This is a genomic window from Citrobacter rodentium NBRC 105723 = DSM 16636 (assembly GCF_021278985.1).
In the GTDB taxonomy this organism is placed as follows: Bacteria; Pseudomonadota; Gammaproteobacteria; order Enterobacterales; family Enterobacteriaceae; genus Citrobacter_A; species Citrobacter_A rodentium.
The window spans coordinates 292,104-318,566 of record NZ_CP082833.1; the positions used below are offsets into that span (position 1 = coordinate 292,104).

The 26,463-nt window shown below is 56.9% G+C and carries 28 protein-coding genes; 17 read left to right on the plus strand and 11 right to left on the minus strand.

Going from position 1 to position 26,463, the window contains the following annotated elements:
- Positions 1 to 39 precede the first annotated feature (39 nt).
- Entirely contained in the window at positions 40 to 1,758 is a 1,719-nt protein-coding gene (locus K7R23_RS01265) for a four-carbon acid sugar kinase family protein (RefSeq protein ID WP_012908869.1), read from the minus strand.
- A 35-nt stretch (positions 1,759 to 1,793) separates the two neighbouring features.
- Complete coding sequence (pdxA, locus tag K7R23_RS01270; RefSeq protein WP_012908868.1) at positions 1,794 to 2,801, minus strand: 4-hydroxythreonine-4-phosphate dehydrogenase PdxA; 1,008 nt, start codon at positions 2,799 to 2,801, stop codon at positions 1,794 to 1,796.
- 245 nt (positions 2,802 to 3,046) lie between these two features.
- Between pdxA and K7R23_RS01275 the strand changes: the two genes are divergently transcribed.
- Entirely contained in the window at positions 3,047 to 3,841 is a 795-nt protein-coding gene (locus K7R23_RS01275; RefSeq protein WP_012908867.1) for a triose-phosphate isomerase, read from the plus strand.
- A 122-nt stretch (positions 3,842 to 3,963) separates the two neighbouring features.
- On the opposite strand, the gene tkt is transcribed toward K7R23_RS01275, so the two are convergent.
- Positions 3,964 to 5,955: a transketolase gene (gene tkt / locus K7R23_RS01280; RefSeq protein WP_012908866.1), complete on the minus strand. Its 1,992-nt coding sequence runs from the start codon at positions 5,953 to 5,955 to the stop codon at positions 3,964 to 3,966.
- Positions 5,956 to 6,233: 278 nt separating this feature from the next.
- Here tkt and loiP point away from each other — a divergent pair, with 278 nt between their 5' ends.
- The gene (gene loiP / locus K7R23_RS01285) at positions 6,234 to 6,992 is read left to right on the plus strand and encodes a metalloprotease LoiP (RefSeq protein WP_012908865.1); all 759 of its coding nucleotides are present in this window, start codon (positions 6,234 to 6,236) and stop codon (positions 6,990 to 6,992) included.
- A 129-nt stretch (positions 6,993 to 7,121) separates the two neighbouring features.
- Here the strand turns inward: loiP and speB are convergent, their stop codons facing one another.
- From speB to K7R23_RS01305, 5 genes are all read right to left on the minus strand, one after another.
- Entirely contained in the window at positions 7,122 to 8,042 is a 921-nt protein-coding gene (gene speB / locus K7R23_RS01290) for an agmatinase (RefSeq protein ID WP_012908864.1), read from the minus strand.
- Between the two features lie 144 nt (positions 8,043 to 8,186).
- The gene (gene speA, locus K7R23_RS01295; protein ID WP_012908863.1) at positions 8,187 to 10,163 is read right to left on the minus strand and encodes a biosynthetic arginine decarboxylase; all 1,977 of its coding nucleotides are present in this window, start codon (positions 10,161 to 10,163) and stop codon (positions 8,187 to 8,189) included.
- Positions 10,164 to 10,171: 8 nt separating this feature from the next.
- The gene (gene yqgB, locus K7R23_RS25820; protein WP_042623137.1) at positions 10,172 to 10,303 is read right to left on the minus strand and encodes an acid stress response protein YqgB; all 132 of its coding nucleotides are present in this window, start codon (positions 10,301 to 10,303) and stop codon (positions 10,172 to 10,174) included.
- Between the two features lie 104 nt (positions 10,304 to 10,407).
- On the minus strand, positions 10,408 to 10,542 hold the full coding sequence (locus K7R23_RS25780; protein ID WP_269147809.1) for a hypothetical protein: 135 nt from the start codon (positions 10,540 to 10,542) through the stop codon (positions 10,408 to 10,410).
- A gap of 9 nt (positions 10,543 to 10,551) precedes the next feature.
- Positions 10,552 to 10,884 (minus strand): hypothetical protein, encoded by a 333-nt coding sequence (locus K7R23_RS01305; protein ID WP_024133121.1) that lies wholly within the window; start codon positions 10,882 to 10,884, stop codon positions 10,552 to 10,554.
- Between the two features lie 138 nt (positions 10,885 to 11,022).
- Here K7R23_RS01305 and metK point away from each other — a divergent pair, with 138 nt between their 5' ends.
- Positions 11,023 to 12,177: a methionine adenosyltransferase gene (gene metK, locus K7R23_RS01310; protein ID WP_012908862.1), complete on the plus strand. Its 1,155-nt coding sequence runs from the start codon at positions 11,023 to 11,025 to the stop codon at positions 12,175 to 12,177.
- A gap of 423 nt (positions 12,178 to 12,600) precedes the next feature.
- The gene (gene galP / locus K7R23_RS01315) at positions 12,601 to 13,995 is read left to right on the plus strand and encodes a galactose/proton symporter (protein WP_012908861.1); all 1,395 of its coding nucleotides are present in this window, start codon (positions 12,601 to 12,603) and stop codon (positions 13,993 to 13,995) included.
- 51 nt (positions 13,996 to 14,046) lie between these two features.
- On the opposite strand, the gene hiuH is transcribed toward galP, so the two are convergent.
- A complete protein-coding gene (hiuH, locus tag K7R23_RS01320) occupies positions 14,047 to 14,457 on the minus strand; it encodes a hydroxyisourate hydrolase (protein WP_024133120.1) in 411 nt (136 codons plus the stop codon).
- A gap of 134 nt (positions 14,458 to 14,591) precedes the next feature.
- Between hiuH and hprR the strand changes: the two genes are divergently transcribed.
- The 8 genes from hprR to ruvX all read left to right on the plus strand — a co-directional run bounded on the left by hprR (position 14,592) and on the right by ruvX (position 20,892).
- Entirely contained in the window at positions 14,592 to 15,272 is a 681-nt protein-coding gene (hprR, locus tag K7R23_RS01325) for a response regulator transcription factor HprR (RefSeq protein ID WP_012908859.1), read from the plus strand.
- Positions 15,262 to 16,614 (plus strand): heavy metal sensor histidine kinase, encoded by a 1,353-nt coding sequence (locus tag K7R23_RS01330; RefSeq protein ID WP_012908858.1) that lies wholly within the window; start codon positions 15,262 to 15,264, stop codon positions 16,612 to 16,614. Before hprR ends, K7R23_RS01330 begins: the two co-directional genes overlap by 11 nt.
- A gap of 44 nt (positions 16,615 to 16,658) precedes the next feature.
- Complete coding sequence (locus K7R23_RS01335; protein ID WP_012908857.1) at positions 16,659 to 17,159, plus strand: SprT family zinc-dependent metalloprotease; 501 nt, start codon at positions 16,659 to 16,661, stop codon at positions 17,157 to 17,159.
- 91 nt (positions 17,160 to 17,250) lie between these two features.
- A complete protein-coding gene (gene endA / locus K7R23_RS01340; protein ID WP_012908856.1) occupies positions 17,251 to 17,958 on the plus strand; it encodes a deoxyribonuclease I in 708 nt (235 codons plus the stop codon).
- A 73-nt stretch (positions 17,959 to 18,031) separates the two neighbouring features.
- On the plus strand, positions 18,032 to 18,763 hold the full coding sequence (rsmE, locus tag K7R23_RS01345) for a 16S rRNA (uracil(1498)-N(3))-methyltransferase (RefSeq protein ID WP_012908855.1): 732 nt from the start codon (positions 18,032 to 18,034) through the stop codon (positions 18,761 to 18,763).
- A 12-nt stretch (positions 18,764 to 18,775) separates the two neighbouring features.
- Positions 18,776 to 19,723 (plus strand): glutathione synthase, encoded by a 948-nt coding sequence (gene gshB, locus K7R23_RS01350; RefSeq protein WP_012908854.1) that lies wholly within the window; start codon positions 18,776 to 18,778, stop codon positions 19,721 to 19,723.
- Positions 19,724 to 19,912: 189 nt separating this feature from the next.
- A complete protein-coding gene (locus tag K7R23_RS01355) occupies positions 19,913 to 20,476 on the plus strand; it encodes a YqgE/AlgH family protein (RefSeq protein ID WP_012908853.1) in 564 nt (187 codons plus the stop codon).
- Positions 20,476 to 20,892 (plus strand): Holliday junction resolvase RuvX, encoded by a 417-nt coding sequence (gene ruvX / locus K7R23_RS01360; protein WP_024133119.1) that lies wholly within the window; start codon positions 20,476 to 20,478, stop codon positions 20,890 to 20,892. Before K7R23_RS01355 ends, ruvX begins: the two co-directional genes overlap by 1 nt.
- A 35-nt stretch (positions 20,893 to 20,927) precedes the next feature.
- Here the strand turns inward: ruvX and K7R23_RS01365 are convergent, their stop codons facing one another.
- Entirely contained in the window at positions 20,928 to 21,908 is a 981-nt protein-coding gene (locus K7R23_RS01365) for a type IV pilus twitching motility protein PilT (protein ID WP_012908851.1), read from the minus strand.
- Between the two features lie 17 nt (positions 21,909 to 21,925).
- On the opposite strand from K7R23_RS01365, the gene K7R23_RS01370 reads away from it, so the two are divergent.
- The 5 genes from K7R23_RS01370 to hemW are packed head-to-tail and all read left to right on the plus strand — an operon-like array spanning position 21,926 to position 25,232.
- Positions 21,926 to 22,630: a YggS family pyridoxal phosphate-dependent enzyme gene (locus K7R23_RS01370; RefSeq protein WP_012908850.1), complete on the plus strand. Its 705-nt coding sequence runs from the start codon at positions 21,926 to 21,928 to the stop codon at positions 22,628 to 22,630.
- An 18-nt stretch (positions 22,631 to 22,648) separates the two neighbouring features.
- The gene (locus K7R23_RS01375) at positions 22,649 to 23,215 is read left to right on the plus strand and encodes a YggT family protein (RefSeq protein ID WP_012908849.1); all 567 of its coding nucleotides are present in this window, start codon (positions 22,649 to 22,651) and stop codon (positions 23,213 to 23,215) included.
- A complete protein-coding gene (gene yggU, locus K7R23_RS01380) occupies positions 23,212 to 23,502 on the plus strand; it encodes a DUF167 family protein YggU (protein ID WP_012908848.1) in 291 nt (96 codons plus the stop codon). Before K7R23_RS01375 ends, yggU begins: the two co-directional genes overlap by 4 nt.
- 7 nt (positions 23,503 to 23,509) lie before the next feature.
- Entirely contained in the window at positions 23,510 to 24,103 is a 594-nt protein-coding gene (locus K7R23_RS01385; protein ID WP_012908847.1) for an XTP/dITP diphosphatase, read from the plus strand.
- Positions 24,096 to 25,232 (plus strand): radical SAM family heme chaperone HemW, encoded by a 1,137-nt coding sequence (gene hemW, locus K7R23_RS01390; RefSeq protein WP_012908846.1) that lies wholly within the window; start codon positions 24,096 to 24,098, stop codon positions 25,230 to 25,232. Before K7R23_RS01385 ends, hemW begins: the two co-directional genes overlap by 8 nt.
- 110 nt (positions 25,233 to 25,342) lie before the next feature.
- On the opposite strand, the gene ansB is transcribed toward hemW, so the two are convergent.
- A complete protein-coding gene (gene ansB / locus K7R23_RS01395; protein ID WP_012908845.1) occupies positions 25,343 to 26,389 on the minus strand; it encodes an L-asparaginase 2 in 1,047 nt (348 codons plus the stop codon).
- Positions 26,390 to 26,463: the final 74 nt, after the last annotated feature.

Consider the following 26,463-nt stretch of genomic DNA (forward strand, 5'->3'; position numbering starts at 1 on the left):
AATACCGTGACGTCGTTATTTCGTTATAAGACTTCAGGATTATTGCTGTGCTTCTTTATAAATTCTTTCGACAATGGTGCTGATAATATCCTGCGGTCCGGTTAATCCGCCTTTTCCGACGCAAATCAATCCGGCATAATCGCCGCCGATAATACGCACCATATCGGTTTGCGGAATGACGTAGTCAATCATTTCGATACCGGTGGCGCCGAGCTCCTTCAGCACATTCACCATCGTGTCGCCGCCGGTCATATACAGACCTTTAATTTCACCCGATGCGCAATTAAGGACTTCACGTACGATATTTCCCAGTCCCTGGTTAATATTTTCCGCGGCCTGGCCGCGCGCCAGCCCGAATCGCTGCTCTTCCTCCTGAAGATCCAGCAGCCGCCCGGTTAGCGCCGATTCAAAAACAAACAACGTGTTCTGCTGCGCCGGTACGCACTGCCGCGCATACTGCACCACGCGATTAACTTCGATTTCAGCGGCGTTTTTCCTGTCGACCAGCAGTTCGGCATCCACGGGGATATGGCAAACTCTGTCATCACTGGCGATCAGGTGCTGAAGCTGCATTTTGGTCACCGGCGTGGCGCTTCCGGCAACGATGAGGATCGAACCGCGCTGGCTGTCGGCTGTTGTTGGCGTTGACGCGCTATTGTGCGCTTCCCGCATCAGGCCGCGACGCACCGCCAGCCGCTCGGTAAACGGTCCCGGATCAACGGCCAGCACGTTCCAGTTCAGCGCAATCACCGCCCCGGCAATCGCATCGACATCTTCAAGCGTAATCGCATCGACCACGATAACCCTCACACCGCGCAGCTGCTGTTCCTGGAGATCCTGCTGGATCTGCGCCTCGCCTTTCATCACCGAGGCCAGCGCGATATGCCCGACCTGATGATGGGTCTGCGCCGCCAGCAGCCCCGGCACCCAGGACTCGGTGACCGGCGTACGCACATCGCGCGCCACGTCGGTCCGCGAAAGCGCTACGGAATCAATCACCGAGTAGCCGCCGACGAGGATGCGACGCGATTGCGGCATCGCCGGAACCACCACGGCCACCGTTTCCAGCGGCAGTTGTTCCAGCATGGCGTCAATTTCAAAGCCGATGCCGCCGCGCAGAGTGGTATCGATACGCTTGGTAAAGTAATGCGCGCCGCGCGCCTGTAGCTGCTTTACCGCCGCGCTAACCTGATGCTGAGCTTCCGCTTTCGGCAGCGGACGGCTGTCGCTGCTGACCACCATCGCCGGATACTCCACCTCATTACGGGCAAAGGATTCGGTATCAAAGAAAGCGGCGGTTTTTAAGCCACTGCGCGCCAGCAGCACTCCGACGGTGGTCGCGCCGGTCAGATCGTCGGCAACGATCCCCAGCTTACCGCCTTCGCCCTGCGGCCAGATCATCTCAATGCAGGCTGGCGTCACGCCGGAGACATATATTCCTTCATGAATAAATTCAGCCAGCGGGCCGCTTTTCCCGGTGGGATGGAGGTTAATTGTCGGGATACCGCGTTTGGGATACAGACCGCAGCGCAGCGTACCGCCGCAATCAATCACCATCAGGCCGATTTCCTCTTCCGGCGGCTCGCCGTTTTTAAAGACATCAACGGACGGCCAGCCGGTGAGTTCGCTCAGGCGCTCAACCACCGGAGGACGCATCCCCCCGGTGATATAAGCAATTTTTTTCGTCTGGCTAATATTAATGGACAGCGGCCCACCCCAGCCCTTACTGCCCTTGCTGATCAACAGATGTTTTTCCATTTCTCTGCTCCTTTGTTTCGCATTAACCTCAGCGATTATTGGTTTTTCATTTTCCAGTAACGCGCCGCAGCCAGCGTGGACTCCAGCATACTGACGGTGCCCGCCTTACCCGTACCGGCGATATCAAATGCCGTGCCGTGGTCAACGGAGCTGCGCATAAACGGCAGGCCGAAAGTGATGGTGACGGAACGTTCGAAATCGAGGGTTTTGCAGGCGATATGCCCCTGGTCGTGGTAAAGAGAGAGGATGGCGTCATAGTGGCCCAGTTTGCCCAGGTGGAACACGGAATCCGCCGGCACCGGGCCGATAGCGTTAATGCCCATTTCCTGCGCCGCTTTCACCGCCGGGATCAGGTTGTCGGCTTCTTCATGCCCAAACAGACCGTTGTCTGACCCGTGCGGGTTCAGCGCGGCGACCGCAATACGCGGATTTTTGATATTTAACGCGGTGAATTCATGGTGAATCTGCTGTACGCAGGCCAGCACGCGTTCTTTATTGGCGTAATCACAGGCATCTTTAAGCGCCATATGACGGCTAACGAAGAAGACCCGCAGGTTATGCACATGGAACATGGTCAGACCGTAATCGGAATGCGTTTCAACCTGATAGATTTCGGTATGGCCCGGCAACTTACATCCCGCCAGCTTGATCGCTTCTTTATGAATTGGCGCGGTAGACACCACATCGATCAGGCCCGCTTTCCCCAGCTCGATAGATTTCAGCACGTAGTCGAGCGACATCTGCCCGGCCAGCTTCTGCACTTTACCCCACTCAATGCTTTCGCAGTCGTAATCGCCGGTTTCCAGAATATCCAGCGTGCCCCAGCTGAAGCGGGCCTCTTGGGGATAGGAAATTTTGTTTATCGGAAAATCGCATCCCATGATCTTCATGGCCCTGGCGATAATCGGAACTGAGCCAATCAAAAAAGGTTGGCACTCGTCGTAGACGCTTTTATTCATCATCGTTGCGACTGAAATTTCCGGGCCAATCCCGGCAGGATCGCCGATGGTAAGTGCGACAACGGGTTTTCTCTCTTGTGACATCGTGAACCTCTCGTAGTGGACTCAGTTTTTTTGTTCATATGAACATGTGATAATCATATGAACAAAACATTACCTGATGATTGAGAGGGTATTGGTGATTGAGATCACATAAAAAAATCCACAGTTTTATTTTATGAAAAAATGTGATCTAACATATATTCAGACACTGATAAAAAGTTCAACCTCGTTAAAAACGCTGCCCTTTTCATTACAAGTTATTGATTTGCATATTATGGAGAATAAAAATGGAACAAATCTGGTTAGGAACCAGCTGGAAGATGAACAAGCCGTTGTCAGAAGCCTTGGCCTGGTGTGAAACGCTGGCGCAGCGGCTGCCGGGGGTTTTGCATCCGTCGATCCAGCCGTTCGTTATTCCCCCTTTTACCGCCATTCATCCGGTCAGCCAGTATCTGAAGCAACATCAGATCGCCTGTCTGACCGGAGCGCAGAATATGCATGAAATGGAAAACGGCGCCTGGACCGGTGAAATCTCCGCCGCGATGCTGGCTGAAACCGGGGCAACGCTGGTTGAACTCGGTCACTCCGAACGCCGCGGCGCGTTCAATGAAACCGACGCCGCTATCAACCAAAAGGTGCACAGCGCCCTGCGCCACGGTCTGCGGCCGCTGATCTGCATAGGCGACAGCGCCGATGAAAAACGCTGGCAGGTATCGCGAGAAACCGTCGTGCGGCAAATGAAAATCGCCCTGTATGGATTAAGCGAACAGCAGGTTTTACAGACCCTGGTCGCCTACGAACCGGTATGGGCCATCGGCGAACACGGCACTCCGGCGACGCCGGAACAGGCCGCAGAGATCCACCGGGCGCTGCGCCAGGCGTTATGCGAAACCTTCGGCAGAGAAACCGGGCTGCGTATTCCGCTGCTCTATGGCGGTAGCGTCAATCGGCAAAATGCCGTAGAGCTTCTCCGCCAGGACGACATCAACGGGCTGTTTATTGGTCGTTCGGCCTGGGATGCCAACGGCTATTGTGACATTGTGCAACGCGTTAAAGAGGAATTTATTCTTCAGGCGCAATAGGATGAAAGAGAGATCAGAGAGGGAAATACATAGCGATAACGATGGCCGTTTGCTGAAAAAAACCACCGTGAAGGAACGTAAAACGGGCCGCCTGAGCGACCCGTTTTCTGCCGTATTAACGATTACAGCAGCGCTTTCGCTTTCGCGACCACGTTGTCAACGGTGAAGCCGAACGCTTCGAACAGCTGCTCCGCCGGCGCCGACTCACCAAAGGTGGTCATGCCGACTATCGCCCCGTTCAGGCCCACGTACTTGTACCAGTAGTCGGCGATACCCGCTTCCACTGCCACACGCGCGCTCACCGCTTTTGGCAGCACGGATTCACGGTAAGCGGCATCCTGTCTGTCGAACGCGTCGGTGGACGGCATGGAAACCACCCGCGCTTTCACGCCTTCGCCTGCCAGCTGATCCCAGGCAGCAACGGCCAGCTCAACTTCAGAACCGGTGGCAATGAAGATCAGTTCCGGCTGACCGGCGCAATCTTTCAGCACGTAGCCGCCGCGCGCGATGTTCGCCAGCTGCTCCGGCGTACGCTCCTGCTGCGCCAGGTTCTGACGCGACAGGATCAGCGCCGTCGGGCCGTCCTGACGCTCCACGCCGTACTTCCACGCCACCGCGGATTCCACCTGGTCGCACGGACGCCATGTGCTCATGTTCGGCGTCACGCGCAGCGAGGCCACCTGCTCCACCGGCTGGTGCGTCGGGCCGTCCTCGCCCAGACCGATGGAGTCGTGGGTGTAGACCATCACCTGACGCTGTTTCATCAGCGCCGCCATGCGCACCGCGTTACGCGCATATTCCACGAACATCAGGAAGGTGGAGGTGTACGGCAGGAAGCCGCCGTGCAGCGCAATACCGTTGGCAATCGCGGTCATCCCGAATTCACGCACGCCGTAGTGGATATAGTTACCGGCGCTCTCCTCGTTAATCGCTTTCGAACCGGACCACAGGGTCAGGTTTGACGGCGCCAGGTCTGCGGAGCCGCCGAGGAACTCCGGCAGCAGCGGGCCGAACGCTTCAATCGCATTCTGAGAGGCCTTACGGCTGGCGATTTTCGCCGGGTTCGCCTGCAGCTTCGCGATAAATTCATTCGCTTTCGCGTCGAAGTCAGACGGCATCTCGCCCTTCATCCGGCGGGTGAACTCGGCGGCTTCCTGCGGGAAGGCCTTCGCGTAAGCGGCGAACTTCTCATTCCACGCGGACTCCTTCGCCTGGCCCGCTTCCTTCGCATCCCACTGCGCATAGATTTCCGACGGAATTTCAAACGCCGGGTGCTTCCAGCCGAGCGCTTCGCGGGTCAGCGCGATTTCCGCATCGCCCAGCGGCGCGCCGTGAGAATCGTGGGTGCCCGCCTTGTTCGGCGAACCGAAGCCGATGATGGTTTTGCACATCAGCAGGGACGGTTTGTCGGTGACCGCACGTGCTTCTTCCACCGCGCGTTTAATCGCGTCAGCATCGTGACCGTCAACGCCGCGCACCACGTGCCAGCCGTAGGCTTCGAAGCGCTTCGCGGTGTCGTCGGTGAACCAGCCTTCAACATGACCGTCGATGGAGATACCGTTGTCATCGTAGAACGCAATCAGTTTGCCCAGCTTCAGGGTTCCGGCCAGGGAGCACGCCTCGTGGGAGATGCCTTCCATCATGCAGCCGTCGCCCAGGAAGGCGTAAGTGAAGTGGTCAACGATGTCGTGGCCCGGACGGTTGAACTGCGCCGCCAGCGTTTTCTCCGCAACCGCCATACCTACGGCGTTGGCAATGCCCTGACCCAGCGGGCCGGTGGTGGTTTCCACACCTGCGGTGTAGCCCACTTCCGGGTGGCCCGGCGTTTTCGAGTGCAGCTGGCGGAAGTTTTTCAGCTCTTCAACTGGCAGGTCATAGCCGGTGAGGTGCAGCAGGCTGTAAATCAGCATTGAGCCGTGGCCGTTGGACAGCACAAAGCGGTCACGGTCGGCCCAGGCGGGGTTATTCGGGTTATGTTTCAGGAAATCACGCCACAGGACTTCGGCAATGTCAGCCATACCCATCGGGGCGCCCGGATGACCGGATTTGGCTTTCTGTACTGCGTCCATGCTCAGCGCACGAATAGCATTGGCAAGCTCTTTACGTGAGGACATTTTGACTCCAGATCGGATGATGAAGGCCATGCCCGTAACGACTTGACGACAGCGCGTTTTGGGCTACGCCGGAAAAAAGTGCCAACAATGTAACCCAAGCCGCCTGTCATGTACATGGAGCATCCTTTTGCCGCTTCAGAAATCTCCGGATCAGGCTCGCATGTTGCGCAATCTGCTCGCCCGGACCTTGTTCTTTTCTTTATACTTAGGCTCCGGCGCCGCTTCATCAGCATAGGGCGCACAACAAAATACTCCTCATTTCGTGTGGAAGAAAAAACATGAAGATTCGCGCTTTACTGCTTGCTATGGGCATGGCGTCGGTGTTGACCGGCTGCCAGAATATGGACTCCAACGGACTGCTTTCATCAGGCGCCGAAGCCTTTCAGGCCTACAGCCTGAGCGACGCGCAGGTGAAAGCGTTAAGCGACCAGGCATGCGCCGAAATGGATGGCAAAGCCACCATCGCGCCCGCGGGCAGCGAGTACGCAAAGCGCCTGAACACCATCGCCGCGGCGTTAGGCGATAACATCAACGGGCAGGCGGTGAACTACAAGGTTTACATGGCGAAAGACGTCAACGCTTTTGCGATGGCGAACGGCTGTATCCGCGTTTACAGCGGCCTGATGGATATGATGACCGATAACGAAGTCGAAGCGGTCATCGGCCATGAAATGGGGCACGTGGCGCTCGGCCACGTGAAGAAAGGGATGCAGGTCGCGCTGGGCACTAACGCCGTACGCGCGGCAGCGGCGTCTGCCGGCGGTATTGTCGGCAGCCTGTCGCAGTCGCAGCTCGGCGATCTGGGCGAAAAACTGGTCAACTCGCAGTTCTCCCAGCGCCAGGAGTCCGAGGCTGACGACTACTCTTACGATCTGTTGCGTAAACGCGGCATCAGCCCGGCGGGGCTGGCGACCAGCTTCGAGAAGCTGGCGAAGCTGGAAGAGGGTCGTCAAAGCTCCATGTTTGACGACCACCCGGCATCCGCCGAACGTGCGCAGCATATTCGCGACCGCATGAAAGCAGACGGCATCAAGTAACGATCTTGCAGGCCCGGTAAACGCAGCGCCACCGGACAATATCTGCCGGATGGCGGCTACGCCTTATCCGGCCTACGGTCAACACATATCGTAGGCCCGGTAAGCACAGCGCCACCGGGCAATGTGTCATTACTCGCCTTTCTTCGCCGCCTGGATATAGAGCATCTCTAACGCCAGGGTCGCTGCGGCCAGCGCGGTGATTTCGGACTGGTCATAAGCCGGCGCTACTTCCACCACGTCCATCCCGACGATGTTCAGATCCTTCAACCCACGCACCAGCTTAATCGCACGATCGGAGGTCAAACCGCCGATAACCGGCGTACCGGTCCCAGGCGCAAACGCCGGATCCAGACAGTCGATGTCAAAAGTCAGGTAAACCGGCATATCGCCGACAATCTGTTTCACCTGGGCGAGGATATCTTCCACGCTGCGATCGTTCACCTGACAGGCATCCAGCACGGTAAAGCCGTTGTCTTTGTCGAACTCGGTACGAATACCGATCTGCACCGAGTGATTTGGATCGATCAGACCTTCATTCGGCGCGGTATAGAACATGGTGCCGTGGTCAAACTCGCAGCCGTTGGCGTAGGTGTCGGTATGGGCATCAAAGTGCACCAGCGCCATTTTACCGAAGTGCTTTGCGTGGGCGCGCAGCAGCGGCAGGGTGACAAAATGGTCGCCGCCAAAAGAGAGCATACGCTTGCCAGCCGCCAGCAGTTTCTCCGCGTGCGCCTGCAGTTTTTCACTCATTTCACGCGCATCGCCGAACGCGTAAACCAGATCGCCGCAGTCCACCACGTTCAGACGCTCGCGCATGTCGAAGTTCCACGGGAAACGGTTGTGCTCCCAGGCGAGGTTGGTGGATACCTGACGGATCGCCGCCGGACCATGACGGCCACCCGCACGTCCTGACGTCGCCATATCAAACGGTACGCCGGTGATCACCCAGTCGGCATCGCTGTCGTAAGGCTGGAAGTTCAGCGGCAAACGCAGAAAACCAAAGGCGTTGGAAACCAGGGAGTTATCATACTGATGACCTAAGGTGCTCATGGCAAAAACCTCATTGTTCGTCGATATAAAAAAACCCTCCCGCGTCGTTAGGCCCGACGAGGAAGGGTTAGATGGGTAAAAAAACAGATTGTGTTAAATTATCGCTGCTATTTTGCCCAGGTTCAAGTCACCCGGGCGAGAGCATTACTCGTCTTCCAGATAGGTATATCCGTACAGGCCAGCCTCGAACTCTTCGAGGAACTGCTGCTGCAAGGTATCGTCCAGCCCGGTCTGCTTCACCTGATCGCGGAAATGGGTCAGCAGCGTTTTCGGATCAAGCTGCACGTACTGCAACATATCCGCCACGGTATCCCCTTCATCCGACAGCTCCACTTCGACGCTGCCGTCCGGGAAGACGAACACGTCCACCGCTTCGGTGTCGCCGAACAGGTTGTGCATATTGCCGAGGATCTCCTGATAGGCGCCCACCATAAAGAAGCCGAGTATCGGCGGATTCTCCGGATCGTACTCCGGCATCGGCATGGTGGTGGCGATGCCGTCACCGTCGATATAGTGATCGATAGCGCCGTCGGAATCGCAGGTAATGTCCAGTAGCACCGCGCGACGTTCAGGCACCTGATTCAGCCCCTCCAGCGGCAGCACCGGGAAGAGCTGATCGATCCCCCACGCATCCGGCATCGACTGGAACAGCGAGAAGTTGACGTACATTTTATCCGCCATCCGCTCCTGCAACTCGTCGATGATTGGCCGGTGCGCGCGGTTGCTCGGGTCGAGCTGTTTCTGCACTTCATGACACATATTCAGATACAGCTGCTCCGCCCATGCCCGCTCCTGGAGACTAAAGGTCCCGGAGGAGTAGCCTACGTGGATATCGTGCAGATCCATCTGGCTGTCGTGCAGCCATTCACGCAGCGAACGGCGGGTGCCGGGTTCGTGCATCTCCTGCCAGGTTTCCCACATGCTTTGCAGCGCCCGCGGCGCGTCTTCTGCCGGGGCGACAGGAACGGTGTACTCGTTGCGCTCAACGCCGATGATATTGGAAACCAGCACCGTGTGATGGGCGGTGACCGCGCGGCCCGACTCGGTAATTACCGTCGGATGCGGCAGGCCGTTTTCCTCACAGGCGTCGCCGATCGCCCAGATGATATTGTTGGCGTATTCGTTCAGCCCATAGTTCACCGAACAGTCCGACTTGGAGCGGGTGCCTTCGTAGTCAACGCCCAGGCCGCCGCCGACGTCGAAACACTGAATGTTGACGCCCAGCTTATGCAATTCAACGTAGAAACGCGCCGACTCGCGCACGCCGGTGGCGATATCGCGAATATTGGCCATCTGCGAGCCAAGATGGAAATGCAGCAGTTGAATGCTGTCGAGGCGGCCATGCTCGCGCAGGATCTCCACCAGTTGCAGCACCTGCGCCGCCGCGAGGCCGAATTTCGACTTCTCGCCGCCGGAAGACTGCCATTTACCGGAGCCCTGCGACGCCAGACGCGCACGCACGCCGAGGCGCGGCACCACGTTCAGACGTTCAGCCTCTTCCAGCACGATCGCCACTTCGGACATCTTTTCAATAACCAGATAGACCTTGTGGCCCATCTTCTCGCCAATCAGCGCCAGGCGGATGTATTCGCGATCTTTATAGCCGTTACAGACGATCACGCTGCGGGTCATGCCCGCATGCGCCAGGACCGCCATCAGTTCAGCTTTCGAACCCGCTTCCAGCCCCAGCGGTTCGCCGGAGTGGATCAGCGACTCAATCACGCGGCGGTGCTGGTTGACCTTGATCGGATAAACGAGGAAATAGTCGCCTTTATAGCCGTACGATTCACGCGCGCGTTTGAACGCGGCGTTAATGGAACGCAGGCGATGTTGCAGGATCTGCGGAAAGCAGAACAGTGCTGGCAGACGCTGCCCCTGCGCTTCGCGAGCTTTCACCAGTTTGGCGAGATCGACGCGCGCTTCCGGTACGTCAGGATCCGGGCAGACGCTGATGTGGCCCAGCTCATTGACGTCATAGTAGTTATTGCCCCACCAGGCAATATTGTAAGTACGCAGCATCTTGCTGGCTTCCTGGGAGCTCATTGCAACCTCCTGCATGGAGCGTAGTACACCCTGTTCGCCCGCTGACGAAGGCAAACCCATAGACATATCGTCAGACATAGCGAACCTCAACTCTTTGTATACAGTGTAAAACAGTTGACTACTATCGCAGCGTCATACCGCGATAACAACCCATTAACGGCGCTATTTTTCAGCATGTCATGCTGAAAACAAGGCCGTGCGACCGGTTTCTTATTCATATCATTGTAAAACACGTAACCGAACTTAAGGATCAAAGGTTCGGCGAAACCACGAGAAACCTCCTGAGGCTCAGGAGTGCCCTTGTTCAGAATTCACAAAGCGGTTAACCGGCCCTGGAGTCCTGAGAAGCGCCGAGATGGGTATAACATCGGCAGGTGTGCAAAACAGAGATGCAGAGTGCGGGGGACATATACGCACCAGAACGGTACGACAGATTCGGCAAAAAACAACGGTTCATTATCTCGTATCACCTCCACGGCCGCCCCGCAGGACAAACCCTAAGCCAAAGCAGTAGTTTTAACCCGGCTGGAAGTGGCGACACGAAGAAAACGCCGTGTGCTTTTTGTCTATCCGGATTCCTTCCAGGCTGCAGAAAAGCGACTGCAAAAATGCAACCTGAAGCAGGACGGATAATAAGCCGCGCGCCGCGTTTTATACCGACAACGTGGTGAAAAAGCAAAACATAAATGCGCAGATTGCCATCGTTATCGGTAAAAATTTTTCCCTGCGTTTGCAACTCAATGCGAGCTGTTTCAAAAAAAGCTGGAAATCGGGTGAAGAAGTGACCTAAAATAGCCATCCAGATGTTAATCCATCCATACTGATTAACACTCAGACTGCCAGTGTCACTAACCTGCAAGCCCTGGTGGAATCCACTGCCCCGGCTATACCACGCAACAGTTTGAGCTAACCAAATTCTCCTTAGGTGAAATAAAACATGGCAAAACACCTTTTTACGTCCGAGTCCGTATCAGAAGGGCATCCTGACAAAATCGCAGACCAAATCTCTGACGCCGTGCTTGACGCCATCCTGGAACAGGATCCGAAAGCCCGCGTCGCGTGTGAAACCTACGTCAAAACCGGCATGGTGTTAGTGGGCGGTGAAATCACCACCAGCGCATGGGTCGACATTGAAGAGATTACGCGTAATACCGTGCGCGAAATTGGCTATGTGCATTCCGACATGGGCTTTGACGCCAACTCTTGCGCCGTTCTGAGCGCCATTGGGAAACAGTCTCCGGATATCAATCAGGGCGTTGACCGCGCCGATCCGCTGGAACAGGGCGCGGGCGACCAGGGCCTGATGTTTGGCTATGCCACCAATGAAACCGACGTACTGATGCCGGCGCCGGTCACCTACGCCCACCGTCTGGTGCAGCGTCAGGCTGAAGTACGCAAGAACGGCACCCTGCCGTGGCTGCGTCCGGACGCGAAAAGCCAGGTCACTTTCCAGTACGATGACGGCAAAATTGTCGGTATCGACGCAGTGGTACTCTCCACCCAGCATGCGGAAGATATCGATCAGAAAACGCTGCAGGAAGCGGTGATGGAAGAGATCATCAAGCCGATTCTGCCGACTGAATGGCTGACCTCCGCCACCAAATTCTTCATCAACCCGACCGGACGTTTTGTTATCGGCGGCCCGATGGGCGACTGCGGCCTGACGGGGCGTAAGATCATCGTCGATACCTACGGCGGTATGGCGCGTCACGGCGGCGGCGCTTTCTCCGGTAAAGATCCGTCTAAAGTGGACCGTTCCGCAGCCTACGCGGCGCGCTACGTGGCGAAAAACATCGTGGCGGCAGGTCTGGCGGATCGCTGTGAAATCCAGGTTTCTTACGCTATCGGCGTGGCAGAACCGACCTCCATCATGGTGGAAACCTTTGGCACGGAAAAAGTCTCTTCCGAGCAGTTGACTCTGCTGGTGCGCGAGTTCTTCGACCTGCGTCCGTACGGTCTGATCCAGATGCTGGATCTGCTGCACCCGATCTACAAAGAAACTGCGGCATACGGTCACTTTGGCCGCGAACACTTCCCGTGGGAGAAAACCGACAAAGCGCAGATCCTGCGCGACGCTGCGGGTCTGAAGTAATCGCCATAACGACATGCCGGATAACCTCTTATCCGGCCTGTTGGTAGCCATTCCAGAGCCGGGCACGCATAGCGCTGTCCGGCTTTTTTCCCCCTCACCTTTCTTCTTTGACTACACTTTGATCGAACCATGAAACTTCAATGAAAGCGATTACATTCGCTTTTGCGCAGTTCTGCCAAGCATCTTTTTCCCGCTACCATGCCGCCTGAAGAGTTGTTACATAATTTTTCAGCTTTGTCTTAAATCCAGGCAAACGATCCCGTACTAATGTTGATAAAAGTTTTTATTTTCAGTTCGTTAAAACATTAATGGTATGAATGTTAGTGTAACCGATTACACCAACGTGACAATAATCACATATTTTTACGGAACACTGACCTACCCTTACCATCATCAAAATTGATAACCCAACCGGAGGGCATAATGCCTGACAATAAAAAACAGGGGCGTTCAAATAAGGCCATGACATTTTTTGTCTGCTTCCTTGCAGCCCTGGCAGGATTACTTTTTGGCCTGGATATCGGCGTTATTGCCGGCGCTTTACCGTTTATTACCGATGAGTTCCAGATTTCCGCGCACACTCAGGAGTGGGTGGTCAGCTCGATGATGTTCGGCGCAGCGGTCGGTGCCGTTGGCAGCGGCTGGCTCTCCTTTAAGCTCGGGCGTAAGAAAAGCCTGATGATCGGCGCCATCCTGTTCGTTGCCGGTTCGCTGTTCTCCGCCGCGGCGCCTAACGTTGAAGTGCTGATCCTCTCCCGCGTGCTGCTGGGTCTGGCAGTCGGCGTCGCCTCGTATACCGCGCCGCTGTATCTCTCTGAAATCGCGCCGGAGAAAATCCGCGGCAGCATGATTTCCATGTATCAGCTGATGATCACCATCGGTATCCTCGGCGCTTATCTTTCTGATACCGCCTTCAGCTACAGCGGCGCATGGCGCTGGATGCTGGGCGTGATCATCATTCCGGCGATTCTGCTACTGATCGGCGTCTTCTTCCTGCCGGACAGCCCGCGCTGGTTTGCCGCGAAACGCCGCTTCCATGACGCCGAGCGCGTACTGCTGCGCCTGCGCGACACCAGCGCCGAAGCGAAGCGTGAACTGGACGAAATTCGCGAAAGCCTGCAGGTAAAACAGAGCGGCTGGGCGCTGTTTAAAGAGAACAGCAACTTCCGCCGCGCGGTTTTCCTTGGCGTGCTGTTGCAGGTGATGCAGCAGTTCACCGGGATGAACGTCATCATGTATTACGCGCCGAAAATCTTTGAGCTGGCGGGTTACAGCAACACCACCGAGCAGATGTGGGGTACGGTAATCGTCGGTCTGACTAACGTGCTGGCGACCTTTATCGCCATCGGCCTAGTTGACCGCTGGGGCCGTAAGCCGACGCTGACGCTGGGCTTCCTGGTCATGGCCGCCGGGATGGGAATTCTGGGTACGATGATGCACATCGGCATTCACTCACCGTCCGCGCAGTACTTCGCGATTGCCATGCTGCTGATGTTTATTATCGGCTTCGCGATGAGCGCCGGTCCGCTGATTTGGGTGCTGTGCTCTGAAATCCAGCCGTTGAAAGGTCGTGACTTCGGGATCACCTGCTCTACCGCCACGAACTGGATCGCCAATATGATCGTCGGCGCAACGTTCCTGACCATGCTCAACAACCTGGGCAACGCCAACACCTTCTGGGTTTACTCAGGTCTGAACGTGCTGTTTATCCTGCTGACGCTGTGGCTGGTGCCGGAAACCAAACACGTCTCGCTGGAACACATTGAACGTAATCTGATGAAAGGACGTAAGCTGCGCGACATCGGCGCGCACGATTAATCCTCACTTCGCGTCCTCTCCCATGAGAGGACGCCTGTTTCTCACCGACGTTTAGCTCCCCCGATAGGTCGAATAACCATACTGGCTCAGCAGTAAGGGAACGTGGTAGTGCTCCTGGGTGTTACCGATATGAAATTCGACGGGCACTTCCGGGAAGAAGGTCGCCTGTTTTTTGCTATCGAAATAGGGTTTGGTTTTAAACGTTACCCGGTAGTCGCCGGGCTTCGCCGCCTGCTCAGGCCATAGCGCTTTAATTCTGCCATCGTTATCGGTACGACCGCTGTTTAGCTGCTGCCATCCGCTGTCGCTCTTTTGCTCAAGCACGACCCCGACGTTAGCGGCCGGTTTCCCGGTTTGTTGATCGAGAATATGCACGCTGAGGATATTGCCGGCCGCCGCCATAACCATTGTCGGCGCCGCAAGCGCGCTTACCAGCGCGGCGGTGAGAATCATCTTTTTCATTTGTCGCTCCATGTTCAGTTGTCCGGAATAAAGATATCTGAACCGCGCCGCGACAGCCTGACATGCGCATTACATTTTCGTCATCATTGACGATACTTTTTCCGCTGAACCACCGCATATGCCATAGTGATGCCATGAAGATTTTACTGATTGAAGACAACCAAAAAACCCGCGACTGGGTAAGTCAGGGGCTGAGCGAAGCTGGCTACGTCGTGGACCAGGCGAGCGACGGCAAAGAGGGATTGCGCTTCGCGTTACAGGAATCTTACGCGTTAATCATCCTGGATATTATGCTGCCGGGGCTCGACGGCTGGCAGGTGCTTAAGGCGCTCAGAACGGCAAACCAGACGCCGGTGATTTGCCTTACTGCCCGCGACGCGGTCGAAGACCGGGTAAAAGGGCTGGAGTCCAGCGCCAATGATTATCTGGTTAAACCCTTCTCTTTCGCCGAGCTGCTGGCGCGGGTACGCGCGCAGTTGAGAAATCATTCGCCTCATCATACCTATCTGAAAATCAGCGGACTGGAGATGGATTCCGTCAGGCAAAGCGTCAGCAGAGACGGAAAAGCCATTGTATTAACCCGCAAAGAGTTTCTTCTGCTGTGGCTGCTGGCGTCCAGAGCCGGAGAAATTATCCCGAGGACCGTAATCGCCAGCGAAGTGTGGGGCATTAATTTTGACAGCGAGACCAATACGGTTGATGTCGCCATACGTCGGCTACGGTCGAAAGTGGACGATCCCTTCGACGTTAAGCTCATCGGCACCGTCAGGGGAATGGGCTACCGGTTCCGGGCGGATGAACATCATGAAGCCTGATTCCATGACGTTACGTCTGACCCTGCTGTTCGTTCTGGTGCTGACGCTCGCCTGCTCCGGCGTGAGCTGGACCTTATATCGCGCGCTGAGCCAGGAGCTAACCTGGCGGGATGACATCATGCTGATTAACCGGGCGGAACAAATTCGCCAGCTGTTACGCGACGGCGCGAAAGCGGAAAATCTTCCCCTCTACTTTAACCGGATGATGGATACCCGCCAGGATATTCTGCTTATCCACTCCCCCGCCGCCAGCCATATTGTGGTCAACCATACGGGCGTACAGTCCGCTCTTCTCGATGCCCTTCCCGCACAGACGACGCCCACTCTGCAAAGCATCGCCAAACGCGACGTTGCGGGAACGCCGCTCGCCGCGGTACGCATTACGGCCAACAGCGACGCTCAGCCGGTCACTATTACCGTCGCCAGGCTGGCCACGGAACGCAGGCTGATGCTTGAGCAGTACCGCAATAACAGCATCCTGATCAGCGCCATCGCGATCCTGCTCTGTTCGGCGCTGAGCCCTTTTTTAATCAGAAAGGGGCTGAAGGCGATAAAAACCCTCAGCCGCGTTACGGCCAGCATCGACAGCCGCGGTCTTAGCCAGCCGCTGGATGAAAATGCGCTTCCCGTGGAGCTAAAGCCGCTGGGCAGCGCATTAAACGTGATGCGCCAGAAACTGGCCGATGATTTTACCCGCCTGAACCAGTTTGCTGACGATCTGGCCCACGAGCTACGCACGCCGGTCAATATCCTGCTGGGCCATAACCAGGTGGCGTTAAGCAAAGCGCGCACGACGGAAGAGTATCAACAGACGCTGGCAAACAATATTGAAGAACTTGAGGGGCTGTCGCGCTTAACGGAAAACATCCTGTTTCTCGCCCGCGCCGAACACCACAACATTCTGCTCAAAAAAGAGGCTATCCCCTTTGCCGAACCGATAGCTGACCTGACCGATTTTCTGGAATATGCCGCGGAGGAAAAAGATATCGCCTTTCGCGTCGCGGGTGAGGCCGTCATTCAGGCCGACCGGGTTTTGCTGCAACGGGTGTTGTTAAATCTGCTCACGAATGCGATCCGCTATTCACCGGAGCAGGCGGTTATTACCATCAACGCCGCCCGCAGCGGCAACGAGACGATAGTTGAAATCGCTAACCCCGGTACGGAAGCGGAGAACGCCGATAAGCTGTTCAACCGCTTCTGGCGAGGCGATAACGCCCGGCATTCATCGGGTTATGGGCTGGGATTATCAATGGTGAAAGCCATTATGACGTTACACTCAGGCGCGGTGAGCTATCGCTTCGCTGATGGCCAACACATTTTCACCCTTCGCTTTCCGGCCTGAGTGCGGGTTGCGGTCGCCTTTGTTACCCTTTATGCTCTGCCGTTATGAAAACCGCCCGTCTCCCCATCGCCGTCCAGCAAGCCGTTATGCGCAGCCTGCGGGAAAATCTCGCTCAGGCTAACCTGAAGCTGGCGCGCAGCTATCCCGAACCGAAACTGGTCTATCAGCAGCGCGGCACCTCTGCCGGTACCGCCTGGCTGGACAGCTATGAAATTCGCCTCAACCCGGTGCTGCTGATGGAGAACACGGAGGCGTTTATCCGCGAAGTGGTGCCGCATGAACTGGCGCATTTGCTGGTGTGGAAGCACTTCGGGCGTAAAGCGCCGCACGGTAAAGAGTGGAAGTGGATGATGGAGAGCGTGCTTGGCGTTCCCGCCCGCCGGACGCACCAGTTCGCGCTACAGTCGGTGCGCCGTAACACTTTTCCCTATCGCTGCCGGTGCCAGGATCATCAACTGACCGTCCGTCGCCATAACCGGGTGTTGCGCGGCGAAGCAACCTACCGCTGCGTCCACTGCGGCGAACCGTTAGTGCCGATTAAATAACCAGAACGATCAGGAACTTTCCCGATCGGCCTCATTGCATCCCTGGTCATCTTTCGTTACTTTGCGGGCTCGTTTTAATACGGAGTTCGTGATGTACCGTAATTTGTGTTTTGCCGCTGGATTGCTGACAGCGGTGTTTTCAGGCCACGCGCTGGCCGCTGGCATTAACAGTTTCTCCCAGGCGAAAGCCGCCGGCGTGAAGGTAAACGCCGATGTGCCCGGCGACTTCTACTGCGGCTGTAAGATCAACTGGCAGGGGAAAAAAGGCGTCGTCGATCTCGCCTCCTGCGGCTATAAGGTGCGTAAAAACGAAAACCGCGCCAGCCGGATCGAATGGGAACATGTGGTTCCGGCATGGCAGTTTGGTCACCAGCGCCAGTGCTGGCAGGACGGCGGGCGTAAAAACTGCGCCAAAGATCCGGTCTATCGCAAGATGGAAAGCGATATGCATAACCTGCAACCCGCCGTTGGCGAAGTGAACGGCGATCGCGGCAACTTCATGTACAGCCAGTGGAACGGCGGCGAAGGCCAGTACGGACAGTGCGCCATGAAGGTCGATTTCAAAGAGAAGCTCGCCGAGCCGCCCATCCGCGCCCGCGGCGCCATCGCGCGGACCTACTTTTACATGCGCGACCAGTACCATCTGACTCTTTCCCGTCAGCAAACGCAGCTTTTCAACGCCTGGAATAAGATGTATCCGGTCAGCGACTGGGAGTGCGAGCGCGATGAACGCATCGCGAAGGTGCAGGGAAACCACAATCCTTACGTGCAACGCGCTTGCCAGGCGCAAAAGAGCTAACCTACACTAGCGGGATTCATTTTTAATCTCCCCACGCCCACGGGACGTGGGGCCATGACGCGGATTTTTAACTATGCGCACCCCCCGCATTTATCACCCTGAGCCTGTTACCCCCGGCACGCAAATTTCGCTGTGCGAAGATGCCGCCAACCACACCGGACGCGTACTGCGGATGGGACCGGGCCAGCCGCTGCAACTGTTCGACGGCAGCAATCAGGTTTTTGACGCCGAGATCGTCCTCGCCAGTAAGAAAAGCGTGGAGGTCAAAGTCCTGCGTGGAGAAATTGACGATCGTGAGTCCCCGCTGCATATCCACCTCGGCCAGGTGATGTCGCGCGGTGAAAAAATGGAATTCACCATCCAGAAATCGATCGAGCTCGGGGTAAGCCTCATTACGCCACTGTTTTCTGAGCGCTGCGGCGTTAAACTGGACAATGAGCGTCTGAATAAGAAGCGCCAGCAGTGGCAGAAAATCGCTATTGCCGCCTGCGAACAGTGCGGTCGTAACCGGGTGCCGGAAATCCGCCCGGCGATGGACCTCGAAGCGTGGTGCGCGGAACAGGACGAAGGGCTGAAGCTGAATCTTCATCCCCGCGCCAGCGACAGCATCAACACGCTGCCGCTGCCGGTTGAACGCGTGCGTCTGCTGATTGGCCCGGAAGGCGGGCTGTCGGCGGAAGAAATCGCTATGACCGCGCGCTACCAGTTTACTGATATCCTGTTAGGACCTCGCGTTCTGCGTACTGAGACAACTGCGCTCACCGCCATCACTGCGCTGCAGGTGCGTTTTGGCGATCTGGGCTAACGGAGAAGAATAATGATCAAGCTCGGCATCGTGATGGACCCCATCGCAAGCATCAACATCAAGAAAGACTCCAGCTTCGCTATGCTGCTGGAAGCGCAACGTCGTGGTTACGAACTTCACTATATGGAGATGGCCGATCTTTATCTGATCAACGGTGAAGCCCGCGCCCGTACGCGCACCCTCAGCGTCGAGCAGAATTACGATAAATGGTACGACTTTACCGGCGAGCAGGATCTGGCGCTGGACTCCCTCGACGCGATCCTGATGCGTAAAGATCCGCCGTTTGATACCGAATTTATCTACGCCACCTATATTCTGGAACGCGCCGAAGAGAAAGGCACGCTGATCGTCAACAAGCCGCAGAGCCTGCGTGACTGCAATGAAAAGCTGTTCACCGCCTGGTTCTCCGACCTGACGCCGGAGACGCTGGTCACCCGCAATAAAGCGCAGCTGAAAGCCTTCTGGCAGAAACACAGCGATATCATTCTCAAACCGCTGGACGGTATGGGCGGCGCCTCCATTTTCCGCGTCAAAGAGGGCGACCCGAACCTCGGCGTGATTGCGGAAACCCTGACCGAACACGGCACCCGCTACTGCATGGCGCAGAATTATTTGCCGGCGATTGTCGATGGCGACAAGCGCGTGCTGGTGGTGGATGGCGAGCCGGTGCCCTACTGCCTGGCGCGTATTCCGCAGGGCGGTGAAACCCGCGGTAACCTCGCCGCTGGCGGCCGCGGCGAACCCCGCCCGTTGACCGACAGCGACTGGGCGATCGCGCGGCGCATTGGACCGACGTTGAAGGCGAAAGGGCTGATTTTTGTCGGTCTGGACATCATTGGCGATCGCCTGACCGAGATTAACGTCACCAGTCCGACCTGTATTCGCGAGATTGAGGCGGAATTCCCGATCTCCATTACCGGTATGCTGATGGACGCGATTGAAGCACGTTTGCAGAAATAAGCCGTTTACTGGATGGCGACATCCGATATGCCTCTGCAGGCCTGATAACGCGGCGCCATCAGGCATTAAGACACCAGTGCCGGATGGCGACGCAAGCGTCGTATCCGGCTGACAGTAGTGACATCCTGGTGCTTTCCCCACATACTGGCCCCTGTTGCTTTTTTAAACCAGGACACAGAACCTCTGCCAATGAATTTACAGCATCATTTTCTTATTGCCATGCCTGCTCTCCAGGACCCGATTTTCCGTCGCTCAGTGGTCTACATTTGCGAACATAACGAAGATGGCGCAATGGGGATTATTGTTAACAAGCCGCTGGAAAATTTGCAGATTGAAGGGATTCTGGAAAAGCTGAAAATCACGCCGGAACCGCGCGATCCCGCAATCCGCCTGGATAAAGCGGTGATGCTCGGCGGCCCGCTGGCGGAAGACCGCGGGTTTATCCTGCATACGCCGCCGTCAAGCTTTTCATCGAGCATCCGTATTTCCGACAACACGGTGATTACCACCTCCCGCGACGTCCTCGAAACGTTAGGCACCGCTGAACAGCCCACCGAAGTACTGGTCGCGCTGGGCTACGCCTCATGGGATAAAGGCCAGCTGGAGCAGGAGCTGCTGGATAACGCCTGGCTGACCGCTCCGGCCGATCTCAACATTCTGTTTAAGACGCCGATTGCCGACCGCTGGCGGGAAGCCGCCAGGCTGATTGGCATCGACATTCAGACCATGCCGGGCGTAGCGGGGCATGCCTGATGAGCGGAACGTTACTGGCGTTTGATTTTGGCACCAAAAGCATTGGCGTGGCGATTGGTCAACGTATTACCGGCTCCGCTCGCGCGCTTGCGGCCATTAAAGCGCAGGACGGCACGCCAGACTGGAATCTTATCGAACGTCTGCTTAAAGAGTGGCAGCCTGATGAAATCATCGTCGGCCTGCCGCTGAATATGGACGGTACGGAACAACCGCTCACCGCGCGCGCGCGCAAGTTCGCCAACCGCATTCATGGCCGGTTTGGCGTGACGGTGACGCTGCACGACGAACGCCTGAGCACCGTCGAAGCGCGCTCCGGCCTGTTTGAGCAAGGCGGCTATCGCGCGCTCAACAAAGGTAAGATCGACTCCGCCTCTGCCGTGATTATCCTCGAAAGCTATTTCGAACAGGGGTATTAACGCCCTCCCGCCTGATGGCGCTGCGCTTAGCGGGCCTACAATCGCCCCTGCGCCTGGCGCTGCTGCACGCTCTGGGCGAAAGTCATCATGCCCGTCTGCTGCCCGGTCTGGATCACATGCGGTAACTGGTACGTTTTGCCCTCGCGGATCAGATTCCCCGCAGCGGGCGTGTTGATTAACAGTTCGAACAGCGCAACGCGCCCCTCCTGTTTATCCGGCACCAGTTTTTGCGCCAGCACGGCGCGCAGGCTGCCCGCCAGTTGACTACGCAGCGGATCTTTTTCCTGCGCCGGAAAGGTATCAACCAGCCGCTCGATAGCCTGCGCCGCGCCGCGGGTATGCAGCGTAGCCAGCACCAGATGCCCCGTCTCCGCCGCCGTCAGCGCCAGGCGGATGGTTTCGCTATCACGCAATTCCCCCAACAGGATCACATCCGGATCTTCACGCAGCGCCGCGCGTAATCCCGCCACAAACGAGGAACAGTGTACGCCCACTTCCCGTTGCTGAATCAGACAGCGCTGGCTGGCGTAGCGATATTCAATCGGATCTTCCAGGGTCAGGATATGGCCGTCGCGATGTCGGTTCAGCCACTCCACCATCGCCGCCAGGGTGGTTGATTTGCCGCTGCCGGTCGCGCCGGAGACCAGCAGCAGGCCGTTCTCGCAGGTCAGCAGTTCCGGCAACGCCGCAGGCACATCCAGCGCGTCAAGCGTTGGGCACTGATTCGGCAACAGCCGCAGCGCCAGCGACATCCCCTGCAGCTGGCGAAAGGCGCTGGCCCGCAGACGCTGATTGGCGGTAAGCGATACGGCGAAATCAAGCTGGCCCTCCTGGCGTAGCGCGGCTCGCTGCGTCTCATCAAGCCACTGCGACAGGAGTTCGTTTACATCCGGCGCGGAAAATGGCGCAGCTTCCAGCCTTCCCCGCTTGCGCCAGCGAGCTGGCCACGCATTGCTCAGGTGTAGATCCGAGACGTTATGCTTTACACTAAGGGCCACAATTTCTTCCATATTCATCAACGCATCCTCGGAAAATGAACGATATCGCGCATAGCCTGGCACAGATCCGGGACAAAATCTCAGCCGCCGCATCGCATTGCGGCCGCGCTCCAGAAGAAGTTACGTTGCTTGCAGTGAGTAAAACCAAACCTGCGAGCGCCATCGAAGAAGCTATCGCCGCCGGTCAGCGCGCGTTTGGCGAAAACTACGTGCAGGAAGGGGTAGAAAAAATTCGCCACTTCCAGGAAAAGGGAAGCGAAGGACTGCAATGGCACTTTATCGGCCCATTACAGTCCAACAAAAGCCGCCTGGTGGCGGAACATTTCGACTGGTGCCACACTATCGACCGCCTGCGCATCGCCGCCCGTCTGAGCGAACAGCGCCCGGCGCAATTGCCGCCGCTGAACGTGCTGATCCAAATCAACATCAGCGATGAGAACAGCAAGTCCGGCATCGCGCTGGCCGAACTGGAACAGCTGGCGGAAGAGGTGGCCGCATTACCGAATCTGCGCCTGCGTGGACTGATGGCCATTCCGGCGCCTGAGTCAGATTATGTAAGGCAGTTTGAAGTTGCCCGGCAAATGGCTGTAGCATTTGCCGGGCTGAAAACGCGCTATCCTGGCGTCGACACGTTGTCACTGGGTATGTCGGACGATATGGATGCCGCTATCGCCGCCGGTAGCACTATGGTCCGCATCGGCACCGCCATTTTTGGTGCCCGGAATTACACAAAAAATTAAGGAAAACTGAGGAACGCCATGAATACGTTGACCTTCCTGCTCTCAACGGTAATTGAGCTGTACACCATGGTGCTGCTACTGCGCGTATGGATGCAGTGGGCCCGCTGCGATTTTTACAACCCTTTCTCCCAGTTCGTGGTGAAAGTGACGCAGCCGATTATCGGGCCGCTGCGCCGCATTATTCCGCCGATGGGGCCCATCGACAGCGCCTCCCTGCTGGTGGCCTTTATCCTCAGCTTTATTAAAGCGATTGTGCTGTTTAAAGTGGTGACCTTCGTACCGATCATCTGGATCGCCGGCCTGCTGATTGTGCTCAAGACCATTGGCCTGCTGATCTTCTGGGTGCTGCTGATCATGGCGATCATGAGCTGGGTCAGCCAGGGGCGGAGCCCGATCGAGTACGTGCTGATGCAGCTGGCCGATCCGCTGCTGAGCCCGATTCGCCGCATTCTGCCCGGCATGGGCGGGATCGATTTCTCGCCGATGATCCTCGTCCTGCTGCTGTACGTAATTAATATGGGCATTGGCGAAATGCTCCAGGCGACCGGTAACATGCTGCTGCCGGGGCTGTGGATGGCGCTATGAGTGCCGTAACGCGCTGCGATGACGGACTGATTTTACGGCTCTATATCCAGCCGAAAGCCAGCCGTGACAGCATTGTCGGTTTACATGGCGACGAACTGAAAGTCGCCATTACCGCCCCGCCGGTTGACGGCCAGGCGAACAGCCATCTGGTCAAGTTTCTCGGTAAACAGTTCCGCGTGGCGAAAAGCCAGGTAGCGATCGAAAAGGGCGAACTTGGCCGCCATAAACAGGTTAAAATCCTGCATCCGCAACAGATCCCGCCCGAAGTCGCGGCGTTAACTGATTAGGTGTCTTATGCAAAAAGTAGTCCTCGCGACCGGCAATGCCGGTAAAGTGCGTGAGCTTGCGTCGCTGTTGAGCGATTTCGGGCTTGATGTCGTGGCGCAAACGGAACTCGGCGTCGATTCCGCTGAAGAAACCGGCCTGACCTTCATTGAAAACGCGATCCTGAAAGCGCGTCATGCGGCGCAGGCGACCGGTCTGCCAGCTATTGCCGACGACTCCGGTCTGGCGGTAGACGCGCTGGGCGGCGCGCCGGGGATCTATTCCGCGCGTTACTCCGGCGAAGACGCCAGCGACCAGCAGAATCTGGAAAAGCTGCTGCGTACGATGCAGGAGATCCCGGACGATAAGCGTCAGGCGCGCTTCCACTGCGTGCTGGTCTATCTGCGTCATGCGGACGACCCGACGCCGCTGGTCTGCCACGGCAGCTGGCCGGGCGTGATCGCCAGAGAAGCGGCGGGGAGCGGCGGCTTTGGCTATGATCCGATCTTCTTCGTCCCTTCCGAAGGAAAAACCGCTGCTGAACTAACCCGCGAAGAAAAAAGCGCCATTTCGCATCGTGGACAGGCGCTGAAGCTGCTGCTGGAAGCCTTGCGCAATGGTTAAGCTGCCGCCGCTGAGCCTTTACATTCACATCCCCTGGTGCGTGCAGAAATGCCCGTACTGCGACTTCAACTCGCATGCTCTGAAAGGCGAAGTCCCGCACGACGATTATGTTCAGCATCTGCTGAGCGATCTGGCGGCGGACGTCTCCTTCGCCCAGGGGCGTGAAGTAAAGACGATTTTCATTGGCGGCGGTACGCCAAGCCTGCTTTCCGGCCCGGCAATGCAGACGCTGCTGGATGGCGTGCGCGCACGCTTAACGCTGGCCGCCGATGCGGAAATTACGATGGAAGCGAATCCCGGCACGGTAGAAGCCGATCGCTTCGTTGATTATCAACGCGCCGGGATTAACCGTATCTCTATCGGCGTACAGAGCTTCAGTGAAGCGAAGCTGAAGCGGCTTGGGCGCATTCACGGACCGGAAGAGGCCAGACGCGCGGCCAGGCTGGCCAGCGGATTAGGCTTACGCAGCTTTAATCTCGATCTGATGCACGGCCTGCCGGAGCAGACGCTGGAAGAGGCGCTGGATGATTTGCGGCAGGCGATTGCGCTCAATCCGCCGCATCTTTCCTGGTATCAGTTGACCATCGAACCGAACACGCTGTTTGGCTCGCGTCCGCCGCTACTGCCGGATGACGATGCGCTGTGGGATATTTTTGAACAGGGCCACCAGCTGCTGACCGCCGCCGGTTATCAGCAGTATGAAACCTCGGCCTACGCGAAGCCCGGCTATCAGTGCCAGCACAATCTCAATTACTGGCGCTTTGGCGATTATCTGGGCATTGGCTGCGGCGCCCACGGGAAAATCACCTTCCCGGACGGGCGGATCCTGCGCACCACCAAAACGCGCCATCCCCGCGGCTATATGCAGGGCCGTTATCTGGAAAGCCAGCGCGATGTGGCGCAGGCGGACAAACCGTTTGAGTTCTTTATGAACCGCTTCCGTTTACTGGAAGCCGCGCCCCGCCGTGAATTTAGCGATTACACCGGGCTGAGTGAAACGGCAATTCGTCAACAAATTGATGATGCGATAGCGCAGGGGTATCTGACGGAAAGCGAGGAATGTTGGCAGATTACCCGGCACGGCAAGCTATTCTTAAACTGGCTGCTTGAGCTGTTTCTTGTTGAGTGATGTTGTAAATACCCGGATCAGGCCTTGCGCCGCCATCCGACACACTGCCTGATGGCGCTACGCTTATCAGGCCTACAAAATCTCAGAGATAAGCGTAGCCGCCTGGAGTATTAATACTGATTAAACATCGTCTGGATCTGCTTAGGATCTTTGGTCCGGGTTAACGCCAGTTGCAGCAGCACGCGCGCTTTCTGCGGATTCAGCGTGCCGGAGGCCACAAATCCATACTTCGCATCGTCGACTTCCGCATCCTGAGTGGTCGCTCCGGTCGGCACGCGGGAAGAACGCACGACCACCGTGCCGTTATGCGCTGCGGTCGCCAGGGTATCGAATACCGTTTTATACAGATTACCGTTACCCACGCCCGCGCTGACGATCCCTTCGTAGCCCGCATCCACCAGCGCTTTGGCTGGCAGTTCGGAGGCGTTAGCGTAGTTATACACAATTCCTACCTTCGGCAGTGCGGTCAGCGCAGAGACGTCGAACGGCGTGGAGGTGGTGTGCTTACGCGCCGGGGTGCGCTGATAGTCGATTTTACCGTTGTGAATGTAGCCCAGCGGACCGTAATTTACCGATTTGAAGGTTGCCACGTCGGTGGTATTGGTCTTGGTGACGTCGCGACCATCGAGAACGGTATCGTTCATCACCACCAGCACGCCACGGTTGGCAGAGGCGCTGTCCGCTGCCGTTACCACCGCGTTATACAGATTGAACGGGCCATCGGCGCTCATGGAGGTGGACGGACGCATCGCTCCCACCAGCACCACCGGCTTGTTGCACTTGACGGTGAGATCGAGGAAATACGCCGTCTCTTCCATCGTGTCCGTACCGTGCGTGATCACGAAACCATCGGTGCTGTCGCATTCGTTATTGATCTTCTTCGCCAGCGTTAACCACACCTCATCGTTCATATCCTGCGAACCGATATTGACGACCTGCTCGCCTTTTACAACCGCAATATCCCTGAGCTGGGGCACCGCGTTCACCAGATTCTCTACGCCGACTTTGCCCGCCGTGTAGTTGGATTTGGTGGCCGAATCACCGCCACCAGCAATGGTTCCGCCGGTGGCTAAAATGGTGACGTGCGGTAAGGCGAGAGCGGCGCCGCTGAAGCTGAGCACCAGCGCGGCAAGCGCCGTTTTCCTGAAAAACTCCATGTTATTTCTCCAGTTACGTGAATTTGCCGCATTATCGCAGCGCCACAGGTGAATAATGTGACTTCATCCAATTA

Bases quoted from the DNA above. Each gene is read 5' to 3' on its own strand.
- K7R23_RS01335 (WP_012908857.1), top strand. From the start codon at position 16,659: ATGAAAACCGCCCGTCTCCCCATCGCCGTCCAGCAAGCCGTTATGCGC.
- K7R23_RS01275 (WP_012908867.1), top strand. From the start codon at position 3,047: ATGGAACAAATCTGGTTAGGAACCAGCTGGAAGATGAACAAGCCGTTG.
- speB (WP_012908864.1), bottom strand. From the start codon at position 8,042: ATGAGCACCTTAGGTCATCAGTATGATAACTCCCTGGTTTCCAACGCC.
- galP (WP_012908861.1), top strand. From the start codon at position 12,601: ATGCCTGACAATAAAAAACAGGGGCGTTCAAATAAGGCCATGACATTT.
- K7R23_RS01385 (WP_012908847.1), top strand. From the start codon at position 23,510: ATGCAAAAAGTAGTCCTCGCGACCGGCAATGCCGGTAAAGTGCGTGAG.
- hiuH (WP_024133120.1), bottom strand. From the start codon at position 14,457: ATGAAAAAGATGATTCTCACCGCCGCGCTGGTAAGCGCGCTTGCGGCG.
- ansB (WP_012908845.1), bottom strand. From the start codon at position 26,389: ATGGAGTTTTTCAGGAAAACGGCGCTTGCCGCGCTGGTGCTCAGCTTC.
- rsmE (WP_012908855.1), top strand. From the start codon at position 18,032: ATGCGCACCCCCCGCATTTATCACCCTGAGCCTGTTACCCCCGGCACG.
- yqgB (WP_042623137.1), bottom strand. From the start codon at position 10,303: ATGAATAAGAAACCGGTCGCACGGCCTTGTTTTCAGCATGACATGCTG.
- speA (WP_012908863.1), bottom strand. From the start codon at position 10,163: ATGTCTGACGATATGTCTATGGGTTTGCCTTCGTCAGCGGGCGAACAG.
- K7R23_RS01330 (WP_012908858.1), top strand. From the start codon at position 15,262: ATGAAGCCTGATTCCATGACGTTACGTCTGACCCTGCTGTTCGTTCTG.
- K7R23_RS01375 (WP_012908849.1), top strand. From the start codon at position 22,649: ATGAATACGTTGACCTTCCTGCTCTCAACGGTAATTGAGCTGTACACC.
- ruvX (WP_024133119.1), top strand. From the start codon at position 20,476: ATGAGCGGAACGTTACTGGCGTTTGATTTTGGCACCAAAAGCATTGGC.
- metK (WP_012908862.1), top strand. From the start codon at position 11,023: ATGGCAAAACACCTTTTTACGTCCGAGTCCGTATCAGAAGGGCATCCT.
- loiP (WP_012908865.1), top strand. From the start codon at position 6,234: ATGAAGATTCGCGCTTTACTGCTTGCTATGGGCATGGCGTCGGTGTTG.
- K7R23_RS25780 (WP_269147809.1), bottom strand. From the start codon at position 10,542: ATGAACCGTTGTTTTTTGCCGAATCTGTCGTACCGTTCTGGTGCGTAT.
- K7R23_RS01355 (WP_012908853.1), top strand. From the start codon at position 19,913: ATGAATTTACAGCATCATTTTCTTATTGCCATGCCTGCTCTCCAGGAC.
- K7R23_RS01370 (WP_012908850.1), top strand. From the start codon at position 21,926: ATGAACGATATCGCGCATAGCCTGGCACAGATCCGGGACAAAATCTCA.
- endA (WP_012908856.1), top strand. From the start codon at position 17,251: ATGTACCGTAATTTGTGTTTTGCCGCTGGATTGCTGACAGCGGTGTTT.
- K7R23_RS01305 (WP_024133121.1), bottom strand. From the start codon at position 10,884: ATGGCTATTTTAGGTCACTTCTTCACCCGATTTCCAGCTTTTTTTGAA.
- yggU (WP_012908848.1), top strand. From the start codon at position 23,212: ATGAGTGCCGTAACGCGCTGCGATGACGGACTGATTTTACGGCTCTAT.
- pdxA (WP_012908868.1), bottom strand. From the start codon at position 2,801: ATGTCACAAGAGAGAAAACCCGTTGTCGCACTTACCATCGGCGATCCT.
- hemW (WP_012908846.1), top strand. From the start codon at position 24,096: ATGGTTAAGCTGCCGCCGCTGAGCCTTTACATTCACATCCCCTGGTGC.
- tkt (WP_012908866.1), bottom strand. From the start codon at position 5,955: ATGTCCTCACGTAAAGAGCTTGCCAATGCTATTCGTGCGCTGAGCATG.
- K7R23_RS01265 (WP_012908869.1), bottom strand. From the start codon at position 1,758: ATGGAAAAACATCTGTTGATCAGCAAGGGCAGTAAGGGCTGGGGTGGG.
- gshB (WP_012908854.1), top strand. From the start codon at position 18,776: ATGATCAAGCTCGGCATCGTGATGGACCCCATCGCAAGCATCAACATC.
- K7R23_RS01365 (WP_012908851.1), bottom strand. From the start codon at position 21,908: ATGAATATGGAAGAAATTGTGGCCCTTAGTGTAAAGCATAACGTCTCG.
- hprR (WP_012908859.1), top strand. From the start codon at position 14,592: ATGAAGATTTTACTGATTGAAGACAACCAAAAAACCCGCGACTGGGTA.